This is a genomic window from Coraliomargarita sinensis, from assembly GCF_003185655.1.
In the GTDB taxonomy this organism is placed as follows: Bacteria; Verrucomicrobiota; Verrucomicrobiia; order Opitutales; family Coraliomargaritaceae; genus Coraliomargarita_B; species Coraliomargarita_B sinensis.
Genome location: NZ_QHJQ01000005.1, coordinates 54,771 through 76,789, shown reverse-complemented (window position 1 = coordinate 76,789; position 22,019 = coordinate 54,771). Strand labels below are relative to the sequence as shown.

Sequence of the window (22,019 nt, the reverse complement as noted above, 5' to 3'; positions counted from 1 at the left end):
GAAGGATCGGATACTAGCCAAATACGGTCATAAAGAAACCGGCGACCAGTGCCGTGCCGATCACGCCGGCAACATTGGGGCCCATTGCGTGCATCAGGAGGAAGTTACCCGGATCGGCTTTCTGACCTTCCACCTGGCTAACACGGGCCGCCATCGGCACCGCGCTGACTCCGGCAGAGCCGATCAGGGGATTGATTTTATTTTTCGAAACAAGGTTCAGCAACTTGGCCATCCAGATGCCTGAGGCAGTCGCCAGGGCGAAGGCCAACACACCAAGCGCCAGAATACCGAGGGTTTGCGGGGTGAGGAAATACGTGCCGTCCATGGTGATGCCGACACTGGCACCGAGAAAGATCGTCACGATGTTGATAATTTCGTTCTGCGCCGATTTACTCAGACGGTCCACCACGCCGCACTCGCGCATAAAATTGCCGAGGAAAAGCATAAACAGGAGCGGAGATGCTGCTGGCACCAGAATGATGCAGAGCATCATGATAAGGACTGCAAAAACCAGTTTCTCCAACTTGCTGACTCTGCGGAGGCTGCGCATACGAATTCCCCGTTCTTTAACACTGGTCAGCGCCCGCATGATGGGTGGCTGAATCACAGGTACTAGTGCCATGTAGCTGTAAGCCGAGACCGCGATCGCTCCGATCAGGTGCGGGGCCAGCTTGTTGGCCAGAAAGATCGAGGTCGGACCGTCCGCACCGCCGATAATACTGATCGCGCCGCATTCCTGCAGGCTGTATTCGATGCCGATGTACTTCATGAACGCCGCCGCGATAAACACCCCAAAGACGCCAAACTGGGCTGCAGCTCCCAACAGAAATGTCTTCGGGTTGGCTATCAGTGGTCCGAAGTCGGTCAACGCACCCACGCCTAAAAAGATAATCGGCGGGAAGAGTTCGAGGTGAATCCCTTGAAAGATGTAGTAGAAAAGTCCGCCCGTACCGTCCTCTTTCATGGGGTGGTGCTGGCCGGCGAACTCCATGCCCTCAACAATACCCTCAGTCGGCAAATTGGCCAGGAGTGCGCCAAAGGCGATGGGGATCAGCAGCAGAGGCTCGAACTTTCGATACACTGCCAAATAAAGCAGCCCCGCAACCACCAGCCACATGACCAGCATACGCCAGTCAATGTGACTAATACCTGTGTTTTCGTATAAATGGTGAAGCAGATCAAACATACCTGGGGCTTCCTAATGGATTAAGCGATTTCTACGAGTGCCTGACCTTCTTCAACCCCGTCTCCGGCGCTGACGAGGATGGCTTTAACCGTGCCGGAAGCTGTGGCCGAGACGATTGTGTTCATCTTCATGGCCTCGAGGGTCACCACTTTTTGGCCTTCCTCAACCGTGTCTCCGACTGCCACGTCAGTGGAAACAACCACTGCAGCCAGCGGGCTGGCGATCACGCCCTCTCCCGCAGAAGCTGGCGGTGCCTTCGCTGCAGGTGCCGGTGCTTTCGTTGGTGCCGGAGCCGCCATTCGCGTGCTGCCTGCAGAACTCGCACGGCGTGGTGCCGGTGCTGCGCTGTGGTCTTCGTCGAGCAGCTCGACTTGGACCTCATAAACTTTACCCTCAACTGTGATTCGTAGGTTTTTCATGATGATATGATTTTAAAATTGGTTGAATTAACGCACACGGTGCGAAGAGAAGATTTGCCGACGTCCTTCCTGAGCCCAACCCGGTCCTGACGAACGTATCGATACGACACGGTGGGGACGATCGCCTATGACGGTGTGTACTGCAGCAGCAATCACAGCCATCAGGGCGGAGTCGTCTGTCTCCGTGTCAGTCTTATCGCCGGTGGCACTGTCTTCAGTAGCAGCCGAAGACGCGGAGCCCGCGGAAGCTGACTGGGAAAACGCCTCCGCAGTCGACTTGGCCGCAGCAGCGGCCTGCGCTGCATTTTTCGCTGCCTGTTTGGTAAACCAAGCCCCGATGGCCGAGGTTACGGATGCGAGTAGCGCCAGCACGATGACAACAAAAAGAAAACCGACAATCACCACGCCGCCCGGCTTTGGCCCGGCGGATGCATCACCGGCAAGCTGTGCCAAGACTGATATTGAATGAATCATAGTTTAATCGTTTCGGGTTCGTCAGGGTAATTGATCATAGCGGAATATTACCGTGTTTCTTCGGCGGCCGTGTGTCACGCTTACTCAGTGTGTTTCTCAGTGCCAGTGCCACTGCTGCCCGGGATTGGGCCGGTTCGATCACATCGGTAATCATGGCATTGGCCGCCGCCTGGTAAGGCGAGGAGAATTCTTCCCGGTAAGCCTCACAGAGCTCCGCCGTTTTCGCCTTCGGATCCTCCGCTTCCTGAATCTCTTTTCGGTAGAGAATCTTAGCGGCCCCTTCCGCTCCCATCACCGCAATCTCAGCTGTCGGCCAGGCAAAGACCATGTCCGCTCCCAAGTCGGAGGAACACATCGCCAGATAAGCGCCACCGTAGGCCTTCCGCATAATCAGAGTAATCTTAGGAACGGTTGCCGCCGCATAAGCGAAGAGCATCTTGGCTCCGTGGCGAATGATACCGCCCTGCTCCTGCGCCAGCCCCGGCATGAAACCCGGAATGTCGACCAGAGAAACAATGGGAATATTATAGACATTACAGGTCCTAATGAAGCGGGCCGCTTTATCTGAACTGTCGATATCAAGGGTGCCCGCCTTGACCATTGAATTGTTGGCCACGATGCCAACGACGATACCCTCGATCCGTGCGAAACCGACGATGATGTTCCGTGCGAAGTCCGGCATAATCTCGAAGAAATCACCATCGTCGACCAGACGGTCAATCACCGCCATTGTATCGAGCGCCTCCTTACTGCTAGCCGGCACAATCTCATTCAACTCGGGGTCATCGGAAAGGTCCAGGTTCTGAAACTCGTGGGGTGGATCCGAAATATTGTTACTGGGCAGGAATGATAACAGCTTGGCCGTCAGTTCCATGGCATGCTTGTCATCGTCAGCCACAAGATGGATATTACCGGAGATGCTGGCATGGGCGGCCGCCGAGGCAAACTGCTCCAACTCGGCGCTTTCTCCCGTTGCCGCCTTAATCACGTCCGGCCCGCAAATAAACATATTTGCATTGTCCTTGGTCATGATAAGGAAATCCGTCAGCGCAGGCGAATAAGCGGCCCCACCGGCACATGGCCCGGCAATAATGGCAACCTGGGGCACCACCCCGGAAAGCAGAACATTCTTGAAGAAAACCTGCCCGTAACCGCTCAGTGAATCGACGCCCTCCTGAATCCTCGCCCCTCCGGAATCATTGACACCTACGACCGGCATTCCCGCCTCATGGGCAAAGTCCATCAGGTCGCAAATTTTTTTGGCATGAATGCGCCCCAAAGACCCACCACTCACAGTGAAGTCCTGCGAATAGGCCGCCACCGGACGACTGTCGACAAGACCGGTACCACACACAACACCGTCATAGGGAAGTTCTTTCTTCTCCATGCCGAAACGATGGCAACTGTGCTCGGCATGCATGCCGAATTCCTGAAAGGTGCCTTCGTCGAAAAAGGTCTCCAGGCGTTCACGCGCGCTCATCATTCCTTTTTCGTGACGTTTTGCGAGCTTGCCTTCGCCACCGGCTTTTCGTGCCTTTGCACGCCGCTCTTTCAACTCTTCGAGTAATTTAGGGTTTATTGCCATGGTATTCTCCTGTTGCAGTTATAGCAGAGCCTTTATTGTTTAGGCATGCAAAATTCAGTCAGCACCCCGTGAGTGGATTTGGGATGTAAAAATGCGACCAGCTTATCAGCAGCACCTTCGAAGGGCACCTCATGTATCAGGCGTACTCCCGCTTCAGATGCTTTCTTTAATTGGTCTTCAATATCTTCCACCGCAAATGCGATGTGGTGAATGCCTTCGCCGTTTTTTTCCAAAAACTTGGCGATCGGACTTTCGTCCGAAGTCGGCTCAAGAAGTTCAAGATGGACCTCACCTGCTTCAAAAAAAGCAGTCTTTACTTTTTGGGAAGCGACCTCTTCACGACCGTGACAGTGGAGGCCCAAAGCGCTCTCATAATAGGCAATGCTTTCATCCAGATTTTTTACGGCGATGCCGAGATGATCAATTTTTGTTATCATAATTTTCTCAGGTTAGTCGCCATATTTGAGATAAGATATGCTTACGTCAATACATTTTTATATTAATTTATCTTATTGACAAAGTTTTCTCCAATCGCCATAAAGAAAACCAGAATTTACCTGAATAATGATGAAAAAGGCATCAAACGACAATGCCGGACTCCTTAAGGAGTTCACCGCACCAACGAAACAAGAGTGGCGGGAAGCTGCCGAAAAGCTGTTGAAAGGCGCGCCATTTGATAAGCTCATGAAGCGCATGACTCCGGAGGGCATTCTTCTGGAGCCTATCTTTTGGAAAGACGTCCTGGAAAATCTGCCTGCCGCGAACACTCTTCCCGGTTTCGACAGTTATCTGCGTGGCACAAGTGCTGCCGGCTACAGTGCAGAACCCTGGGAAATCGCCCAGGAACTCCCCTACGGCACACCGATCGATTTCAACCGGGCCGCGACAGCCGATCTGATGCGCGGGCAAAACGCATTGAACGTCATCCTCGACATCGCCACATTGAAGGGGCTCGATCCGGATGCGGCTCATGTGGGCGAGGTCGGAGCCTGTGGCCTCTCACTCGCCTGCCTCGAAGACATCAAGGCCGCTTTCAAGGATATCGTTCCGGAGGCGGTCAGCTTTCACCTCCGCACCGGCTGCTCCGGCATGGCGGTTGGCTCACTTTTCTTCGCCTGGCTGAAGGCCATCGGTGCCGACCCCGCCAAAGTAAAAGGCAGTCTCGGGATGGACCCGATCGCGGTCAAAGCCGCCGCAGGTCAAGCGCCTGCGGACCTGGGCTCACTCTTTGAAGAACAAGCTGTACTCGCAGAACATTGCACAAAGCACGCGCCAGGCGTACAGGCCGTCGGAGTCTCCACCCTGCCATATCATCAGGCTGGTGCTTCGGCCGTAGAAGAACTCGGCATCGCCCTGGCTACCGGAGCGGCTTATCTCACCGAACTGACAGAGCGTGGTTTATCCGTGGATGATGCGGCCAAACAAATCCGCTTCAGCTTCGCGATCGGCGGCAACTTCTTCATGGAAATTGCCAAACTGCGGGCTGCCCGGGTGCTCTGGGCACAAGTGGTCGCCGCCTTTGGAGGCGGTAAGGAAGCGCAAAAGATTCACATGCACGCGCGTACCGGGCTTTATAACAAAACACAAAAAGACCCATATGTGAACATGCTCCGCACCACCACGGAGGCACTCAGTGGGGTTATCGGAGGGGTCGACAGTATGTGCGTCGGCAACTTCGATGAAGTGGCCCGTGTCCCGGATGCATTCAGTCGCCGGATCTCACGTAACACTCAAGTCATCCTACAGGAAGAATGCGAACTCACCTCGGTAGTCGACCCGGCCGGCGGGTCCTGGGCGATCGAGTGGCTGACCAACGAAGTCAGTGAAAAGTCCTGGTCCTTCTTTCAGGAAATCGATGCCCAGGGTGGCATGACCGATGCACTCACAAACGGCTTTATCGCCGAAAAACTGGCGGCCACCGACGCATCGAACCATCAACAACTCAACCAACGGCGAGCCAGCCTGATCGGCACCAACGTCTATCCCAACCTGGAAGAAAAAGAACTGGAAAGCCGCATTCCGGACTATGCTGAACTTCGTGACCAACGCGCCAAGGAAATCGCCGACGCCCGCACCGCGACGGACGAGGACACCGATGTCAGGGTTATGGCTGCGCTAGAGAAGATCCTCGAGTCCACGCGCGAGAATGCCGTTGAGACGCTTGTCGATGCTTTTATCGACGGGGCCACCATCGGGGAGGTCACCCGCACCATCCGGGCCAGCGCTGAGCCAACCGAGGCAATCAAACCCCTTCCGAGCATGCGCCTCGCCCAGGGCTATGAGTCCCTCCGCGCAGCATCCCAGAAGTTTGCCGAAGCCAGCGGCACAGCGCCGAAGATATTCCTCACCAACCTGGGACCGCTTCGCCGGCACAAATTAAGAGCCGACTTTACCCGAGGGTTCTTCGCCGCAGGCGGCTTTGAAATCATCTCACCGGCGGGATTTGAAAGCCCTGAGGATGCGGTTGCCGCACTGGAGGCGTCCGGTGCGGGCATCACCGTTGTCTGCGGAACCGATGCCGACTATGAGGCGCAATTCCCCGACTTTGCCCAGGCGATCAAGCAAGCCATGCCGGACATGCAGGTCGTGCTTGCCGGCTTTCCGGGCGACCAGGAAGAGGCTTACCGTGCTGCCGGCATGGATGACTATATCTTCGTCAAGTCGAACAATTATGAAGTCAACCGCCGATACCTCGAAGGCCTCGGCGTCCTGTAAACGGACAACTGATCCAACGAAACCGGAGAACTATTTAGAATGAAACCGAACTTCTCAGAAATCACTTACGAAGCCCCTAAGCCTGCCGCCAGCCGGGAGGAATGGGCCGAACAAGTCCAAGCCGAAACCGGCAAGAGCGTCGATGAATTGGTCAACGAGACCATGGAGCAAATCGACGTCGAGCCACTGTACACTCAACAGGGCTACGAAAAGATGGAGCACCTCGACTACACTGCTGGGATTGCTCCCAACCTGCGGGGGCCCTACGCCACGATGTATGCTTTCCGACCCTGGACGGTGCGGCAGTATGCCGGCTTCTCGACCGCCGAGGAATCCAACGCCTTCTACCGCCGGAATATCGCCGCCGGCCAGCAGGGCCTATCCGTTGCCTTCGACCTGGCAACGCACCGCGGATATGATTCCGACCACCCTCGTGTGGTTGGCGATGTGGGCAAGGCCGGGGTCGCCATCGATTCGGTTGAAGACATGCACATTCTCTTCAACGACATCGACCTCTCCAAGGTTTCTGTGTCCATGACCATGAACGGTGCGGTCATTCCCGTGCTCGCATTCTACATTCTGGCGGGACTGGAACAGGGCTGCAAACTGGATCAACTCGCCGGGACGATCCAAAACGACATCCTCAAGGAATTCATGGTGCGGAACACTTATATTTACCCGCCCACGCCCTCCATGAGGATTATCGGTGACATCTTCGAATACACGTCGAAAAACATGCCCAAGTTCAACTCGATCTCGATTTCGGGCTATCACATGCAAGAGGCCGGTGCGACCGCCGACCTGGAAATGGGCTACACCCTCGCTGACGGGCTGGAATACCTGCGCACCGGCGTGAATGCCGGCCTGGATATCGATGCCTTCGCCCCGCGCCTCTCCTTCTTCTGGGCAATCGGCAAGAACTTCTTCATGGAGATAGCGAAGATGCGGGCGGCCCGTCTGCTCTGGGCCAAGATTGTCAAACAGTTCGACCCGAAGAACCCGAAGTCGCTGGCCCTTCGCACGCACTCGCAAACCTCCGGCTGGTCCCTGACCGAACAGGACCCGTTCAACAATGTCACCCGGACCGCCATCGAAGCGATGGCCTCGGCCTGCGGACACACCCAATCACTGCATACCAACGCACTGGATGAAGCGATCGCCCTGCCGACCGATTTCTCTGCACGGATCGCCCGGAACACCCAACTCTTCATCCAGGAAGAAACCGGCATGTGCCGTTTCATCGACCCCTGGGGCGGCAGTTACTATGTGGAAGCACTCACCCACGAACTCATGCACAAAGCCTGGGGCCACATTCAGGAGTGTGAAGAATACGGCGGCATGACCAAGGCGATCGAGGAAGGCATTCCCAAGCTGAGAATCGAGGAAGCGGCGGCACGCCGGCAGGCCCGGATTGATTCCGGCAAGGAAACCATCGTCGGACTCAACAAGTATCGACTCGAAAAGGAAGACCCCCTGGAAATTCTCGACATCGATAATTCCGCTGTAAGGGAATCCCAAATCGCACGCCTGAAAAAGCTTCGGGCCGAGCGCGATAATGCCGCCGTGAAAACCAGCCTTGAAGCAATTGCCAACGCCATGAGAGATGGTGACGGCAACGTCCTCGAACTCGCCGTTGACGCCGCTTCCAAGCGCGCCACTTTAGGTGAGATATCTGACGCTATCGAAAGTGTGGTCGGTCGCTATAAGGCGAACATCCGTTCCATTTCCGGCGTCTACGCCAAGGAATTCGGAAGCACACCTGCCATGGAGGAAATCAAGGAACTCATCCACAAATTCGAGGAGGAAGAAGGACGGCGTCCGCGGATCATGATTGCCAAAATGGGTCAAGACGGCCATGACCGCGGCGCGAAGGTCGTCGCCACCGGCTACGCCGACCTAGGCTACGACGTCGACATCGGCCCCCTCTTCCAAACACCGGAGGAAACCGCAAGGCAAGCCGTGGAAAACGATTGCCACATCGTCGCCATGTCATCACTCGCCGCCGGGCACAAAACACTGCTCCCACAGCTTGTGGACGAACTCAAGAAGCTGGGTCGCGAAGATATTATGGTCGTCTGTGGCGGCGTTATCCCCGCGCAGGACTACGACTACCTCTACGAGCACGGGGCCAAGGCCATCTTCGGCCCCGGAACAGTCATCCCGGACGCAGCCAAAAAGATGCTTCAATTATTACTCGAGGCGCAATAGTCGCAACGAAAGCCGAACATCGAACCTCCAACTTTAAATCATCCGCACTTCATTCAATGTTGGACGTTCGATGTTCAATGTTCGATGTTCACCCCATGAGTATTTCCACCAAACGCGGTGATGACGGCAGCACCTCCTTGCTCTTCGGCAAGCGAGTGCCGAAAAACCATCCCCGCGTTATGACCTACGGGCGAGTCGATGAACTGAACTCGGCTTTGGGACTTTGCCGCGCCCATGCTAAAAATGATTCCATCCGGGAGCAAATCCTGGAGATTCAGAAAGATCTGGTCGTAATGATGTGCGAGCTAGCCACCGACGATGCGGATCGCGGAAAGTTGAGTGAGAAATATCAGGGAAAACTGATCGATCTCAGTAAAGTCGATACCCTGACCAATCTGGTAGATGAGTTTGAATCCAGCAAGGGTGGCTTCAAGGGCTGGAGCTATCCCGGCAACACCGTAGCCGATGCTTTTTTTGACCAGGCACGTACCACCTGTCGCCGCTGTGAACGTGGACTCGTTACCCTCCGCGATTCCGGAGCCGCGGTCCGCCCGGAACTCATCCACTACCTGAATCGTCTCGCCGACCTACTCTGGCTCTGGGGCCGGGAACACAGCTGATGCCACAGCTTGCGCCGGACAAAAGGACAAGGGAACTTTTCTATCCGTAGAGGCTTTCCCTGGTCAGTTCTCCCCTTCTCCCCCCTTCTCCCCAAATGATCCCTCTTTTAAAAGGTATTACACCTCACCAGCGACTGCTTCATCTTCAATCCCTAACACTTCCTCGATCTTTTTCTCAATATAGATCCCCTGCTCCTTAGCCTGCAGTCCGGAGATCAGTTTGAGCTGCTTCCCGGCAGGCGTCAGGATGTTGACGGTGTAGCTCATGCTGGTCCCGTTCTTGTTGTTGGAAATCTTTTCCGTGGTGTAGAGCTGCTTGATGTCGTCGATCGCCACCTCTTTGTTGCCGAACCACTTCATCGGATAGCTCAGAACGCTCACCTTAAGCGGGTTGATGCGAATATCGGTTTTGTTGACGAACCCGGCAATGACGTAGTAGGTCAGGCCGACTCCGACGGCGACATGCCCAAGCGGAAAGAGCTTCATGATCAGTGGCGCATTGGAATCGCCGAATGCGGCCGAGTACCAGAAGACAAGAAAGCCGTTCCATATGATGCAGAAAAGCAACAGAAACCATAGGTGCGGGCCGCGCCAGGAGCGACGAATGACGAGATCGCCGCGTTCTTCAACGAGTTCGATATTTTCAGGAATGGGAACGTGCATTGGTAGGTAATAAAACTCAGGATGATGGGATCGTCACGCCAAAGTTTTCTTCTGCAAATCGTATATTTTCCGACGGGTGGAACTTCCCTGAAGACAGACAGTCAATAGGCCAACAGGCCAGAATAGGCCTTGTAAAACAAATAACACTAAGAAACCTCATGCGAATGATTACACATATCTCGAATAAAAGATTACCCCATGTTTCAAAGGCCCTGTTAGTCGGCCTTTTGGCGTCACTCTCCTCTGTTACCGCGTCTCAAGCCGCTGATTTGCCGCAACCCGACGGTCAGCCCGCCGACATGTCGAAGAAGGTCAAGGTCTTCATCGTCATGGGGCAGTCCAACACCCTGGAAATGGGCAAGGTCGGTCCCGCGGATAAAGAAGGCACTCTGGAGCACGCCGTTAAAAACGAGGGCCTCTATCCTTTCCTCGTCGATGACGAGGGCAATTGGACCACCCGACAGGATGTCCGCCAGGTCCATGTCATGCAAAAACGCGGCAGCATGCGGGTTGGTCGCAACGATTTCCTCACCGTAAAAAGCAAAAAGATCGGCATTGACCTGGGCATCGGCCATCAACTCGGCAACGCAATCGACGAGCCGGTCATGGTACTGCGTAGCTCCATTGGCAACCGAAGCTTGGGCTGGGATCTCCTCCCTCCCGGTAGCGAACGCTTCGAATATGAAGACCCCAAGGATGGCAAAACCTACGTTTATCCCGGCTATAACGATGAGGTGCGCCATTTACGCTGGGAAAAAGGAAATATTCCGGAACCGCCTAATCACAAGTGGTATGCAGGCAAGCAGTACGACGACGATGTCGCCAACGCCAAAAAGATCCTAGAGGAATTGAACACTTACTATCCGGACGCACAAGGTTACGAGATTGCCGGTTTCCTTTGGTGGCAGGGCGACAAAGATCGCTACAACGCGGGACACGCTTACCGCTACGGCAAAAACCTCGCCACTTTGATTAAAGCACTGCGCAAAGAATTCGACGCACCGGATGCCAAGTTCGTTTGCGCCACCCTCGGCCAGACCGATAAGGACAATGCCGAAGGGAATGAAAAAATGATTCTCGAGGGGATGATGGCTGTCGGCAACGCCGAAGGTGAATATTCCGAGTTCAAAGGCGATGTAAGCACTGTGTATACGCATCCGCTCAGCATGGGAAGTTCCTCGAACGCCCACTACAGCGGCAACGCCAAGACCTACATGAATGTCGGACTCGCCATGGGTGAAGCCATGGTCGATCTGTTGAAGTAACACATTCTCCCAAAAAAATTCCGAAAGGCCGGTCTGCTGTGACCGGCCTTTTTTTGCGCCCCAAAGAAATTGGGGGGTCATAAAAGAGTACCTCAACCTACAGAGCGAACCTGACGGCACCATCCAAGCGCTTCTTCAACATGCTCGAACATAGCCAGCTCCCAGGGGATTTTCAGTCTCGTACAAATGGATATGTAATATTGGCAACATTCCACTGCGACAGGATCTGCGGCGACAAATGCGACCCGCAGATGAGGGTTGGTACGGGATGCGCCAATATCAAGAGCAGCGACATGACGAATCTGGCGATGAGTCACCTCTCGCATATCAGCCTCTCTTAGATCTGCGATCGCGTATTTCGCCGTCACAGAGCGCTCGTCTTCATGGTCTGCATAAGTCAACCTTTCCATGGTCTGCGCATCGATCAAGCCGCTCAGGGTTATCCATAAGGATCGATCCTCCTTGAAATCATATTTCAGCTTGGGTTTCATGGCATAAAATAGCAGACAGTGGGACGATCTTGTTGAATAAGAAGAAATGTTCTGAAAGCTATCTAATAATCAACTCTTTACCTATGTTTTAGCTTGATCAGCCTAGGTATGAATACGGATAACGCTCAATAATATCTCATCATGGAATCCAACCCCCTTCGTAACTCAGTCATCGGCAGCTACCCCTTTCCCGGTTGGCTCGAACTCGCCTCTGAAAATCTGGACAACTTTGGTGTCAACGACATCTCCGAAGTGCAACGCGACGCCGTTATTGCCGCCGTCCATGACCAACTTTCGGCCGGACTGGATGTCATTACCGACGGTGAACAAACCCGCTTCGACTTCAACCTTTCCTTCTACGGCTACATCAAGGGAATCGAGCTGGAATCCGCTTCGCCCCGTCTCTTCGGCCCTCCCGCTCATGATCAGCGAGGCAAACACGCCATCACCGGCGAATTACATGCTCCTGAAGGGCTGGGCGCAGTGGAGGAATACCAGCGGCTGGCCGAAGTGTATCAAGCGATGCACCCCGGCAAGCAAGTCACTTTGAAAGCCAGTGTCCCCGGCCCCTACACCATGAGCGGCCGCCTTTTACCCAATGAGCAGTATAAGGACCGCTGGGCCATCACCGAGGCCTTGTTGCCGATCGTCCGAAAAGAGCTCGAAGCCCTGGTGGCCGCTGGCTGCACGGAAATCAGTGTCGATGAGCCCTCCATGAGCTGCTACGCCTACAAGGAGGATCCTGCCCGTTTCGTCGATATCTTTAACCGTACGGTCGAGTCTATTGAAGGGAAAGCCCGCGTCTGCACCCATCTCTGCTTTGGTAATTTTAAAGCCCGGGCGGTGGGCCCGCGCCAAATTTCACCCATGTTCCCCGCGTTTCTTGATTTCAAGTGCGACGAGATGCACGTCGAGATGGCCAGTCGTGAGTTTGCCGAACTGGAACTCATCGCTGAGATCGCAAAACACACGGATGTCGCGGTCGGCATCGTCGACGTGAAAAGTTATTATGTTGAAACCCCGGATGATATTGCAGGCCGCGTCAGACGCTGCCTCGAGTACGCCCCCGCTGAAAAATTGGTTTTTGCTCCCGACTGCGGATTGAGCCAGACCGCCCGCTGGGCCGCCAAACGCAAACTGGTCAACATGGTCGCCGGCGTGGAAATAGTTAAAAAAGAGCTCAAGCTTACCTGACCCGTGAAGCAGGCTTTCCAAAAAGACGACGCCCTCCTCACCGACATTAAGCAAGCACAGCGTCAGGGAGCGACAAAGGTTTGGTGGCTCGGACAAAGCGGTTTCCTGGTGGTCACAGCTGAGGGAACGATCTTGTTCGACCCCTATCTATCGGATTCACTGACGAAAAAGTATGCCGATACCGACAAGCCGCACCAGCGTGTCACCGAGCAGGTAATCGCTCCGGCACAGATTACGGGAATTGATCTCATCACCAGTTCCCACAACCACACCGACCATCTGGATGCAGAGACACTACTGCCACTTTTTGAAGCCAACCCCGATGCGAAACTACTATGCCCACGCGCCAATCGGGAATTCATCCTCAATCGGCTCGGCAACATAGCTGATCGTATGCTAGAGACGAACGCAGGCGAAATGACCACATTCGGGGGCATGGAAATCCATGGCATTAGTGCCGCCCACAATAATGTCGATCGAGATGAGCACGGAAACTGTAAGTTCATGGGCTTTGTCATAAAAGTTGCCGGAAAAACCATCTATCACAGCGGTGATACCCTGATACACGAAGGCTTGATCGATTCTTTAAAGCCTTTCGCCCCTGATGTCGCTTTTCTACCAATTAACGGAAACAAGCCTGAACGACGTGTTGCGGGAAATCTCAACGGAGAGGAAGCCGCCACGTTGGGCCGCGCGGTTGAGGCAAAGTTGGTCATCCCCCACCACTACGACATGTTTGCATTCAACACCGCCGATCCGGCGATTTTTGAAGAAGCCTGCCGGCTGAATGGACAAGCATTCAAGACACTGCGCAACGGCGAGAGCACCTGCCTCTAATCCGGCGAATAAGCGCATATTGGTCCGGCCTGTAAAAAGTACGCTGTTTAACGTTCGGTTGGTTTAAACTGCTTGATATCGTGGTTTGCTGAGATATCCCTAAAGCATTGCACCATTCCAAACATACCGTGAAGACAGATGTCTTCGTCCGGGGACGGGATTCTGTCACCATCCCAATCAAGGACGCCGCTTTCAGCAAACAGTCTGATGATATTCTGGAAAAGTGGCGTGAGTTGCTGAACATCCTGATCGAAATTGGCGAAATTCCCGCCGCACTGGTAATGCGCTTGCTCGAGGGAGAGATTGAAGTACATGCCTCCAGCACGAATCCTGATAATGTTTATGAAGAAGGTGCGAAGGAACACTTGGGCTGCGGGCTCTACTGTGAAACTGTCGTCGCCAACCGGGAGGACTTATCTATCGTCGATGCGCTGAAGGATCCCCTCTGGGCAGATAATCCTGATGTTCCCCTGGGTATGATCGCGTATTACGGAGTTCCGCTCCTCTGGCCGGACGGGAGTATTTTTGGCACGCTCTGTATTCTGGACTCCAAGGAAAATAAATTTTCGGATAAAATCAAACGCCTGGTCAATGGCTTCCGCACCGCAATAGAGGCGGACTTGGATCATTACAGAAAAGAGAACGACTATATCGATCTACAGCGGCGCATACAAAAAGAACTTGAGGAAAACGTCAAAAGGGCTGAATCCGCCAACCTGGCCAAAAATGATTTTCTTTCCGTCATTAGTCACGAACTACGGACTCCCTTGAACCCGATCATCGGACTGAGCGAAATTTTGGCGCTCGACGAGAAAGACCTGGAAAAACGTAAGGCGCTCGAAACCATCCACGATTCAGGCGCTCATTTACTTTCATTGATCAGTGAGATCCTGGACTTCTCCAAACTGGAACGCGGGGAATTCAGAATCGAGGAAACAACCTTCGAACTTAGCGCCTTTCTCAACAGTATCGTCAAGATCATGAAGCCCAAAGCGGACTTTGAGAGACTGGAATTAAAGCTAACAGAGGCCCCGGGATTGCCCGAGACAATCAAAACAGATGCTCTTCGTCTACGCCAGTTGCTGATCAATCTGATAAACAATGCACTGAAATTCACAGAGGAAGGATCTGTTACAGTTGGGGTTCAAATCAACGAGAACGGACTGGACTTCAGTGTCACCGACACCGGAATCGGCATTGAGGCTGACAAGCAAATGAAAATTTTTGAACCGTTCTACCAGATCGAAAGTTCGTTGTCACGGCACCATGAAGGAGCAGGTTTGGGCCTAACCATATGCCGCAAGATATGTGATCTCATCGGAGCCAGCATAAGCATGAAAAGCACGCCCGATAAAGGAAGCACGTTTCTGATTTCACTCCCTAACTGCATCCACGACTTGTCCGAAGAGGCCCAGACGTAGAATACCTCCCCTCTGTTCGCTCAGTTCAGGGCAGCATTCCAATTCCGCCCGAAAAACAAAAATCAGTCATCAGGCACCCAAGTCCATAACACCCGCAGCTCTATGCATCTGAAAACAAAACACAAACTCAGCTCCTTAATCATACTGATTGGCATTTCCACTATTTTGCCATGTTTCGCCGAAACGTCTGAATGGGAAACGGTCATCGACGGTGACCTTTCAAAAGTCACGACAGAGGGCAATTGGTCGGTAGACGGAAAAAATGTTTCTCTCGAACCGCGTCCGGGTGAAAAAGGATGGAATCGTTTCGGCTCCTATCTTTGGCTCAAGGAGGATTACACCGACTTTATCTGCGAGTTTGAATTTAAATTCACTCCAAACGGCAACTCGGGCTTTTACTTCCGGGTGTCCGACGTAGATAACCCCGTTTTCACGGGCTTGGAGCTCCAACTGACCCAGTGTCACAAAAAGGAAAAACCGGGTTGGCACGACCTTGGCGGCATCATCATGTTCAAGGATCGCCAGGCCGGAGATCCGTTGGCCAAATCCGCCAACAAGCTTCCGGGCGAATGGAACCGTGCTGTGGTCAAACTAGAGGGCTCACTGCTCACGGTTGTCATCAATGGCGTACTGGTTCACGATCACACGGACCTGAAGGCCCATGAAATTAACGGAGAATCTTTATCCACAAGCGGCAAAATTGGCTTTCAGGATCACGGCATGCCCTTCTGGCTGCGCAATATCCGAATCAAGCGACTGTAGATTTCTGATGGCCGGCTGATGTGCCTGTTCCCAGCCGCTCACTCACCGATGTTGACCGTTACGTCGGGTCGGATTCTTCGAAAAACTTCCGCACCCTCTGCTGTCCATCCGGTGCCGAAAAGGTGGACTGTTTCAAGCGAGTCCAGTTGAATCAGTGTCGGAAGTGAAGCTTCACTGACCGGTGTCTCGGCCAGGTTTAGATCCTTGAGATTATCAAGGCCTTCCAATTGTTTGATCCCTTCGTCAGTAATGTCGCAGGCATTCAGATTCAGTTGCTCAAGATTTTTCATAAGGGCAAGTTCTGACATGGAGGCATCCGTGATCTGCGTACGGGCCAGATCCAGCCAAGTGACAAAATTCGCCAGTGGCCGAAGCTGTAATATAAAATCATCTCCGGCCGTGGTGGCTATGGCACTAAAACTGACCCAGAGGCGATTATCTCCCTGCTGAATCCGCTGGATGGTCAGCAGTTGATCGCGTAATTCCTGCACGGCTTCCAAATCCAGTTCTTCTGAGATTTTCGGCTCTTCTTCGACTGGCTCATCGCCGGGCACAACGGCCTGAACAGACTCTGGAACCTGAGGGTCGCTTAGTTTCATATCGAATGATGCACCGCTCTCAATCCACCAGGTTAGCGCAGCGATTTCCTCTTCGCTCGGTTGCCGCTTTTCAATCGGAGGCATATGGTCCTCGTGATCGTCGGGAAGGTGTATGCGCTCAAGCATCAGGCTGTTCTCCGTATCACCAGCGACAAACAATGGCCCCGTGCTGCCGCCAGCCAGCATTGCCTCCGGGCTGTCCATACGCAGCTTACCCTTGGTCGTCTCGTCGTCGTGGCAATAGACACAATAATTCTCGATGATCGGGTGAATCGCAGCGTCAAAAGCGGTGATCTCCGCGGTAATTTCAACCGGCTCCACTTTGGTCGACTCACGTAAAAAGGCGGGCCCGTATTCAAAGAGGAAGCCCCGACCATGAGTCAGTTCGCCACCATAGTGTCCGGTAACCGTAATCAGGCCCGTGGATACAAACAGGCCCAATCGGCGAATCGTCACCCAGCGACTGAGGCCGGAATGCTTTGACTGCATTCGAACAGCCACATAGGCACAGCCAGCCAGAAGAATCATGACCACACCGGTGGCGATTCCCAGTTTCTCATGCAGATCGAGAGTCGAGCCGCCGTATGCATCTTCCTCGTGAAGTATAAGTCCGGTCGCGATCGCCAACACTGCGGTCAACAATGTGAAAAGATAGAGAACGAAGAGCAGCAACTGATCCTTGCGCTGCGTCGAACGCAACAACCAGATCTCAGCGACGATCACCGTAAACAAGGCCCCTATGGGCAGGTGCAGGACGACGGGATGCAGACGCCCTAAAAATGAGATGAAATCCATGCGCTTACCGGAGCACTGTTTAAGCGAGAATATCCTTCACGATCTTGCCGTGCACATCCGTCAGCCGGAAATCACGCCCCTGGTAACGATAGGTCAGTTTCTCGTGATTGATACCAAGCAAATGGAACATGGTGGCATGCAAGTCATGAACGTGAATCCCCCCATCCAGAATATTGTAAGAGTATTCGTCCGTTTGGCCGTAGGTAATGCCAGGCTTCACACCCCCGCCGGCCATCCACATGGTAAAGCACTTGGGATGGTGGTCGCGCCCGTAATTCTCCTCAGTTAGTTTACCCTGGCTGTAAACACCACGACCAAACTCGCCGCCCCAGACCACAAGCGTTTCATCCAGCATCCCCCGGCGCTTGAGGTCTTTCAGCAGGCCGGCCTGAGGCTGGTCTGACGCTTTACACTGTTTCTTAATTTCGTTCGGCAGGTTGCCATGCTGATCCCACCCGCGATTGTAAAGCTGCACGAAACGCACACCCCGCTCCGCCATGCGTCGGGCCATGATGCAGTTGTAGGCATAGCTTCCGGGCGTGTGCACGTCCGGCCCATACAATGCGAGCGTGTCCTCATCCTCGTCGCTCAGGTCAGTCAATTCGGGAACCGATACCTGCATCCGGTAGGCCATTTCGTATTGGGAAATCCGGGCCATGATCTCGTCGTCCTTGGTGCGGTGATATTCTTCCTGATTGAGATCGGCAATCGCGTCCAGCATCCGGCGGCGGTCCGTGCGATTCATCCCCTTGGGATCAGAGAGATACAGGACAGGATCTCCCGCGCCACGGAAGTTGATTCCCTGATGTTCGCTGGGTAGGAAGCCCGAGCTCCAGAGGTTCGAGGAAATCGCCTGCATGTTCCCGTAGCCCTGACTGATCATGACCACATAGGACGGGAGGTTGTCATTAGCGCTGCCCAGCCCATAACTCATCCAGGAGCCCATCGCCGGCCGTCCCGGTTGCTGGTGCCCCGTCTGCAGGAAGGTAATACCCGGCACGTGGTTGATCGCATCCGTGTGCATGCCATACATCACACACATCTCATGGGCCATACTCGCGGTGTGCGGATACAGCTCACTCACCCATAATCCGTCCTGGTTGTTGTCGTATTTTTTGAATTCGAAAATCGATGGCGCCACCGGGAACCTGTTTTGTCCGGAAGTCATCCCCGTCACCCGCTGCCCCTGACGAACCGAATCCGGAAGGTCTTGGTCGAACTTCTGCTTCAGTCCGGGTTTATAATCGAAAATGTCGAGTTGAGAGGGGCCTCCATTTTGAAAGAGGTAGATCACCCGTTTAGCCTTCGGAGCGAAGTGCGGCGCTCCCATTTGACCATATTTAAGTGGATTTTCCGCGCTCGCATAGCCATCCCGTGTCAACAGGTCGCCAAAAGCAATTGCCCCTGCACCAACGGCCATTTTGCTAAAAAATTCACGACGGGTGATGTTACGGCAATATTCTTCAATGGGATCCATCTGTATCAGTCCTAATCACGGGTTATGGTCTTGTCTAAATTCATAATTGCCGAAGCGGTATATGCCAGTGTCGCCAGCTCAACCGTATCCGCATCTTCATCAATCGGGCTTTCCCCATAAGAGAGGAAGCCTTCCGCCTTCTCACTGTCGGCGGCAAAGGCCTTGTAAGATTCGAGTGTCAGATTCTTCAAGACTTCCATACTTTGCTCTGAAGGTCGCCGCCCGGTCAGGTAGCGATAGCTGCGCACAAGGCGGTCGTTCAAAGTCGTCTCCCATTCCCCGGGAAGCTCGTCCATAACACGAGAAGCCATGGCCCGTGAAGCTTCGAGGAAGGTTACGTCGTTGAGCAGAACGAGTGCCTGCATCGGTGTGTTCGTATTATTTCTTTTGATCACACAGACCTCGCGTGAGGGCGCGTCAAAAGCTTCCATTTGCGGCGGCGGTGCCACCTGTTTCCAGAAGGTATACATGCCCCGCCGGTAGAGGTCCTCTCCGTCATCACGCACAAACTTACCCGTGTTGCTGTTCGGACGCATCGTCTTCTCGAGCCAGAGCCCGTCGGGTTGATAAGGCTTAACACTCGGCCCTCCGACCTTCGGAACAAGCAGTCCGGATGCGGCCAGAGCATTGTCACGGATGAATTCGGCAGGCAGACGCCGGCGAGGGAACCAGGAAAGATAGCGGTTTTCCGGATCGGCCAGGTCAAACTCAGGCCGGCGAACCGACTGCTGACGGTAAGTCGCGGAGAGGACGATCTTCCGCATCAGGGCTTTCACATCCCAGCCCGATTCCATGAAGTCGACAGCCAGATAATCGAGTAACTCCGGATGCGTGGGCAGTTCGCCCTGAAAGCCGAAGTCTTCAGCGGTTCGAACCAGGCCGTTCCCGAAAATGAGCTGCCAGTAGCGGTTCACTGTGACCCGGGCCGTCAGCGGGTTATCCTCATCGATCAACCAATAGGCCAGCCCCAGGCGATTCTTGGGATAATCCGGATCCATCTCACCAAGCGCCTCAGGCACGACGCGATCAACGGGCCTGTCTTTGAGAGGCGAATCATAGGCACCGCGGTCCAAAACAAAGGTTGGCGTCGGCTCATCCTTTTCCTGCATCACCGCCACGCGAATGGCGTTTTGCTGCAACAAATAGTGACGGTCGGTAGTGGCTCCCCATTCGGCCAGCATCTCTGATGCGTGCGCACCTTTCGAGACGGACCATTCCAGGGCAAATTGCTCCTTGTGACGATTGCGAACGCGCTGCGGCGCGGTCGCCGTGAGCGAAAACGGACGGACCTGCTCCGCCATATGCTTTAAAGTCTGCTGCCCTTTCGCCACATAAACATGAACCATGCTCGTTTGGATCGGCAACAAACTGTCTTTCTCCAACTGGAAAGCCAGGCGGAGGTGCCCTTGCTCCTCCGTAGAGGGCAGTGCTTCATCCAGACGCAGCATAAAGACCAAGGCACGGTCACTCGGACTTTGCACCCAGGCTGTGGCAGGATCATCGTCAAAGGCATTTGCAGCCGGGCGAGCCATGCCGAGAGCAGAATCACTGCTCCAGTGCTCGGCCACGCCGAGCGTTTTGACAATCTCCGGACTTTCCTCCGGTCCTTTGACCATGTGCAGATCAAACTCAGAAACAATGGCTTTACCTTCAGCGGTATCGAGGTCGCGACTGTTCCCGATTTTATCGAATTCCAGACCATAGAAGTGAACCATCACAAGGTCCGCACCTTCAGGCGCGTCTTTTAATGAAATATCAAACTCCAAACGCCCCGCTTCTTTGCGGCGCTCCTCCAGTTCCTCCAAGGTAGAATTAATTTTCAGATACTTGTAGTTGGGCCCGGATACTTTTTCTCCATTCCAGAAGGCGTGCCGATACGCCGGAGTCAGGTGTTTCCAGTCGAGTTCATACGACTCCACCAAGCGGTTGAATTCCTCATGCCACGCCACGCCGGAAATGGCATCCTTAATCTGAACCAGGGATTGTTTGGTCGCATTGAGCGCCTGCTGGTCGTCTTCGTTTGGCGCGATATACATGTAAGGACGGTAGCCCTCCGCTTTTTTCGCATCCTGCGCTTCCAGGCCCACTTCGTCGATGCTGTTAAAAAAGGAAAGGAAGCTATAGTATTCGTCGATGGAGACGGGGTCGAACTTGTGGTCATGGCAACGGGCACAAGCCATCGTCATTCCCAGAAAGGCCGTGCTGACCGTATGCACCCGATCGGCAGCATATTCCACAAGATACTCCTCATCGATCGCCCCACCCTCGTTTGTGATGGGATGATTGCGATTAAAGCTCGTCGCCAGAACCTGATCCATTGTCGGATCTTCCAGGAGATCGCCCGCCAGTTGTTCGACGATAAATTCGTCGTAAGGCTTGTTCTCATTGAAGGCACGAATCACCCAATCACGCCAGGGCCAGCTGGTGCGGATCAGATCCACGTGGTGGGCGTTGGTATCTCCATAGCGCGAAACATCGAGCCAATCGAGGGCCATTCGTTCGCCGTAGTGAGGCGATTTCAGCAGACGGTCGACCACCTTTTCATAAGCAAAGGGACTGTCATCCTCCAGAAAAGCATCAACCTCTTCAGGGGTTGGTGGCAGGCCGGTCAGGTCGAGTGTTACGCGGCGGATCAATGTCGCCTTGTCAGCCATTGCTGACGGTCCTGTGCCCATGCTCTCGATTTTCTCGAGAATATAGTGGTCGAGCTCGTTTTTCACCCACTGCTTATTGTCAACTGCGGGCAACCCGGACTTTTCCGGCGGGATAAAGGACCAGTGCGTTTTGTATTCCGCCCCCTGTGCGATCCAGCGCTTGATAATCGACTTCTCGTTTTCGTCCAGCGCTTCCTTGGTCGATTCGATGGGAGGCATCAACAAGTCTCGGTTATGGTGGTTGATCCGCTTCCAGAGTTCACTTTCTTCCGGAGAGCCCGGCACCACGGCAAATCTGGGAGCTTCCCCTTCCGGCGCGTAGTTGGTGGTTGCGCCTTCGCGGGTATCCAGGCGCAGACCGCTTTCACGGGTATTCGGGTCAAAACCGTGACAGGCAAAACAGTTGTTCGACAGAATAGGTTTAACGTGAAAATTGTAGTCGACCTGTGCATCCGCAGCCAGCTTCAAAGGCTCAATGTAGCCTGACTCCTCGGTCGTATCGGAAGAAGTTTCTCCTGGCCCGGTGTCGGTCGTCCCGGATTCAGGCCCTTGGTAAGCAAACCAGAATGCACCGCCCAGAACCGCAACCAGCAGTAAAGCGACGACTCCTCTTATGCTTGATGAACTTTGCATTTTCTAAAATTGGGGCACTGG

At 54.0% G+C, this 22,019-nt stretch carries 18 protein-coding genes; 8 read left to right on the top strand and 10 right to left on the bottom strand.

Going from position 1 to position 22,019, the window contains the following annotated elements:
- Nucleotides 1–13: 13 nt before the first annotated feature.
- The 5 genes from DDZ13_RS08345 to mce are packed head-to-tail and all read right to left on the bottom strand — an operon-like array spanning nt 14 to nt 4,101.
- Nucleotides 14–1,186 (bottom strand): sodium ion-translocating decarboxylase subunit beta, encoded by a 1,173-nt coding sequence (locus tag DDZ13_RS08345; RefSeq protein ID WP_110130992.1) that lies wholly within the window; start codon nt 1,184–1,186, stop codon nt 14–16.
- Between the two features lie 20 nt (nt 1,187–1,206).
- A complete protein-coding gene (locus DDZ13_RS08340) occupies nt 1,207–1,605 on the bottom strand; it encodes a biotin/lipoyl-containing protein (protein WP_199221086.1) in 399 nt (132 codons plus the stop codon).
- A gap of 27 nt (nt 1,606–1,632) precedes the next feature.
- A complete protein-coding gene (locus DDZ13_RS08335; protein ID WP_110130990.1) occupies nt 1,633–2,079 on the bottom strand; it encodes an OadG family transporter subunit in 447 nt (148 codons plus the stop codon).
- 34 nt (nt 2,080–2,113) lie between these two features.
- Nucleotides 2,114–3,664: an acyl-CoA carboxylase subunit beta gene (locus DDZ13_RS08330; protein ID WP_110130989.1), complete on the bottom strand. Its 1,551-nt coding sequence runs from the start codon at nt 3,662–3,664 to the stop codon at nt 2,114–2,116.
- A 32-nt stretch (nt 3,665–3,696) separates the two neighbouring features.
- A complete protein-coding gene (mce, locus tag DDZ13_RS08325) occupies nt 3,697–4,101 on the bottom strand; it encodes a methylmalonyl-CoA epimerase (protein WP_110130988.1) in 405 nt (134 codons plus the stop codon).
- A 130-nt stretch (nt 4,102–4,231) separates the two neighbouring features.
- Here mce and DDZ13_RS08320 point away from each other — a divergent pair, with 130 nt between their 5' ends.
- The 3 genes from DDZ13_RS08320 to DDZ13_RS08310 all read left to right on the top strand — a co-directional run bounded on the left by DDZ13_RS08320 (nt 4,232) and on the right by DDZ13_RS08310 (nt 9,207).
- Nucleotides 4,232–6,379: a methylmalonyl-CoA mutase family protein gene (locus tag DDZ13_RS08320; RefSeq protein WP_158279848.1), complete on the top strand. Its 2,148-nt coding sequence runs from the start codon at nt 4,232–4,234 to the stop codon at nt 6,377–6,379.
- Between the two features lie 39 nt (nt 6,380–6,418).
- The gene (gene scpA / locus DDZ13_RS08315) at nt 6,419–8,587 is read left to right on the top strand and encodes a methylmalonyl-CoA mutase (RefSeq protein ID WP_110130986.1); all 2,169 of its coding nucleotides are present in this window, start codon (nt 6,419–6,421) and stop codon (nt 8,585–8,587) included.
- Nucleotides 8,588–8,682: 95 nt separating this feature from the next.
- On the top strand, nt 8,683–9,207 hold the full coding sequence (locus DDZ13_RS08310; protein WP_110131146.1) for a cob(I)yrinic acid a,c-diamide adenosyltransferase: 525 nt from the start codon (nt 8,683–8,685) through the stop codon (nt 9,205–9,207).
- Nucleotides 9,208–9,324: 117 nt separating this feature from the next.
- Here DDZ13_RS08310 and DDZ13_RS08305 read toward each other — a convergent pair whose 3' ends face one another.
- Nucleotides 9,325–9,870: a hypothetical protein gene (locus tag DDZ13_RS08305; RefSeq protein WP_110130985.1), complete on the bottom strand. Its 546-nt coding sequence runs from the start codon at nt 9,868–9,870 to the stop codon at nt 9,325–9,327.
- Between the two features lie 164 nt (nt 9,871–10,034).
- On the opposite strand from DDZ13_RS08305, the gene DDZ13_RS08300 reads away from it, so the two are divergent.
- Nucleotides 10,035–11,135: a sialate O-acetylesterase gene (locus DDZ13_RS08300; protein ID WP_199221085.1), complete on the top strand. Its 1,101-nt coding sequence runs from the start codon at nt 10,035–10,037 to the stop codon at nt 11,133–11,135.
- Between the two features lie 92 nt (nt 11,136–11,227).
- On the opposite strand, the gene DDZ13_RS08295 is transcribed toward DDZ13_RS08300, so the two are convergent.
- Nucleotides 11,228–11,626: a hypothetical protein gene (locus tag DDZ13_RS08295; RefSeq protein WP_110130983.1), complete on the bottom strand. Its 399-nt coding sequence runs from the start codon at nt 11,624–11,626 to the stop codon at nt 11,228–11,230.
- 141 nt (nt 11,627–11,767) lie between these two features.
- Here DDZ13_RS08295 and DDZ13_RS08290 point away from each other — a divergent pair, with 141 nt between their 5' ends.
- From DDZ13_RS08290 to DDZ13_RS08275, 4 genes are all read left to right on the top strand, one after another.
- The gene (locus tag DDZ13_RS08290; RefSeq protein ID WP_110130982.1) at nt 11,768–12,820 is read left to right on the top strand and encodes a methionine synthase; all 1,053 of its coding nucleotides are present in this window, start codon (nt 11,768–11,770) and stop codon (nt 12,818–12,820) included.
- Nucleotides 12,821–12,823: 3 nt separating this feature from the next.
- A complete protein-coding gene (locus tag DDZ13_RS08285; protein ID WP_110130981.1) occupies nt 12,824–13,657 on the top strand; it encodes an MBL fold metallo-hydrolase in 834 nt (277 codons plus the stop codon).
- 128 nt (nt 13,658–13,785) lie between these two features.
- Entirely contained in the window at nt 13,786–15,078 is a 1,293-nt protein-coding gene (locus DDZ13_RS08280) for a sensor histidine kinase (RefSeq protein ID WP_146209306.1), read from the top strand.
- Between the two features lie 102 nt (nt 15,079–15,180).
- A complete protein-coding gene (locus DDZ13_RS08275) occupies nt 15,181–15,840 on the top strand; it encodes a 3-keto-disaccharide hydrolase (protein ID WP_110130979.1) in 660 nt (219 codons plus the stop codon).
- 38 nt (nt 15,841–15,878) lie between these two features.
- Here the strand turns inward: DDZ13_RS08275 and DDZ13_RS08270 are convergent, their stop codons facing one another.
- The 3 genes from DDZ13_RS08270 to DDZ13_RS08260 are packed head-to-tail and all read right to left on the bottom strand — an operon-like array spanning nt 15,879 to nt 21,998.
- Nucleotides 15,879–17,234: a c-type cytochrome domain-containing protein gene (locus tag DDZ13_RS08270; RefSeq protein ID WP_110130978.1), complete on the bottom strand. Its 1,356-nt coding sequence runs from the start codon at nt 17,232–17,234 to the stop codon at nt 15,879–15,881.
- Nucleotides 17,235–17,253: 19 nt separating this feature from the next.
- A complete protein-coding gene (locus DDZ13_RS08265) occupies nt 17,254–18,711 on the bottom strand; it encodes a DUF1501 domain-containing protein (protein ID WP_110130977.1) in 1,458 nt (485 codons plus the stop codon).
- An 11-nt stretch (nt 18,712–18,722) separates the two neighbouring features.
- Nucleotides 18,723–21,998 (bottom strand): PSD1 and planctomycete cytochrome C domain-containing protein, encoded by a 3,276-nt coding sequence (locus DDZ13_RS08260; RefSeq protein WP_110130976.1) that lies wholly within the window; start codon nt 21,996–21,998, stop codon nt 18,723–18,725.
- Nucleotides 21,999–22,019: the final 21 nt, after the last annotated feature.

Bases quoted from the DNA above. Each gene is read 5' to 3' on its own strand.
- DDZ13_RS08335 (WP_110130990.1), bottom strand. From the start codon at position 2,079: ATGATTCATTCAATATCAGTCTTGGCACAGCTTGCCGGTGATGCATCC.
- DDZ13_RS08270 (WP_110130978.1), bottom strand. From the start codon at position 17,234: ATGGATTTCATCTCATTTTTAGGGCGTCTGCATCCCGTCGTCCTGCAC.
- mce (WP_110130988.1), bottom strand. From the start codon at position 4,101: ATGATAACAAAAATTGATCATCTCGGCATCGCCGTAAAAAATCTGGAT.
- DDZ13_RS08295 (WP_110130983.1), bottom strand. From the start codon at position 11,626: ATGAAACCCAAGCTGAAATATGATTTCAAGGAGGATCGATCCTTATGG.
- DDZ13_RS08320 (WP_158279848.1), top strand. From the start codon at position 4,232: ATGAAAAAGGCATCAAACGACAATGCCGGACTCCTTAAGGAGTTCACC.
- DDZ13_RS08265 (WP_110130977.1), bottom strand. From the start codon at position 18,711: ATGGATCCCATTGAAGAATATTGCCGTAACATCACCCGTCGTGAATTT.
- DDZ13_RS08330 (WP_110130989.1), bottom strand. From the start codon at position 3,664: ATGGCAATAAACCCTAAATTACTCGAAGAGTTGAAAGAGCGGCGTGCA.
- DDZ13_RS08340 (WP_199221086.1), bottom strand. From the start codon at position 1,605: ATGAAAAACCTACGAATCACAGTTGAGGGTAAAGTTTATGAGGTCCAA.
- DDZ13_RS08290 (WP_110130982.1), top strand. From the start codon at position 11,768: ATGGAATCCAACCCCCTTCGTAACTCAGTCATCGGCAGCTACCCCTTT.
- DDZ13_RS08310 (WP_110131146.1), top strand. From the start codon at position 8,683: ATGAGTATTTCCACCAAACGCGGTGATGACGGCAGCACCTCCTTGCTC.
- DDZ13_RS08275 (WP_110130979.1), top strand. From the start codon at position 15,181: ATGCATCTGAAAACAAAACACAAACTCAGCTCCTTAATCATACTGATT.
- DDZ13_RS08305 (WP_110130985.1), bottom strand. From the start codon at position 9,870: ATGCACGTTCCCATTCCTGAAAATATCGAACTCGTTGAAGAACGCGGC.
- DDZ13_RS08345 (WP_110130992.1), bottom strand. From the start codon at position 1,186: ATGTTTGATCTGCTTCACCATTTATACGAAAACACAGGTATTAGTCAC.
- DDZ13_RS08260 (WP_110130976.1), bottom strand. From the start codon at position 21,998: ATGCAAAGTTCATCAAGCATAAGAGGAGTCGTCGCTTTACTGCTGGTT.
- scpA (WP_110130986.1), top strand. From the start codon at position 6,419: ATGAAACCGAACTTCTCAGAAATCACTTACGAAGCCCCTAAGCCTGCC.
- DDZ13_RS08300 (WP_199221085.1), top strand. From the start codon at position 10,035: ATGATTACACATATCTCGAATAAAAGATTACCCCATGTTTCAAAGGCC.